This is a genomic window from Neisseria sp. P0021.S006 (assembly GCF_051956895.1).
On sequence record NZ_JBQCWZ010000914.1, the window covers coordinates 1 to 584 of the forward strand.

Below are 584 nucleotides of genomic sequence, written 5' to 3' on the forward strand. Positions count from 1 at the left end.
CTCAAAGCCCCCGTGCGCGTGGTCAACCTTTGGGCAACCTGGTGCGGCCCCTGCAGTAAAGAAATGCCCGCCATGTCCGCATGGTACAAAGCGCAGAAAAAAGGCAGCGTCGATATGGTCGGCATCGCGCTGGATACAACCGACAACATCGGCAAGTTCCTGAAACAAACGCCGGTCAGCTACCCGATTTGGCGTTACACCGGCGCCAACAGCCGCAACTTCATGAAAGCCCACGGCAACAACGTCGGCGTACTGCCCTTCACAGTCGTCGAAGCGCCGAAATGCGGCTACAAACAAACCATCACCGGCGAAGTCAACGAAAAAAGCCTGACCGCCGCCGTGAATTTGGCCAAAACCAAATGTAAATAAAACAGCGGATAGGTGCTTCACCTACGCTGATACCGAGGCCGTCTGAAACCCAATCGTTCAGACGGCCTTTATTTCAAACCATATTGCTTTGTGTTGCAAACCGGCAGTGTCTCCGCCGGCAGAACCGGGGTTTCACTATCAAAAAGCAGCCGAAATATTTATAATCTGTGAATATCCCCATTTTTTCAGACGGCATGTTGCCCTATCGATGACGC

At 52.7% G+C, this 584-nt stretch carries 1 protein-coding gene; it reads left to right on the forward strand.

All coding sequences use genetic code 11. From position 1 onward, the window contains the following. Positions 1–369 (forward strand): TlpA disulfide reductase family protein (locus ACTHUM_RS17870; RefSeq protein WP_440403673.1); only part of this gene is annotated, 369 nt, incomplete at its 5' end. Between the last annotated feature and the right edge of the window lie 215 nt (positions 370–584).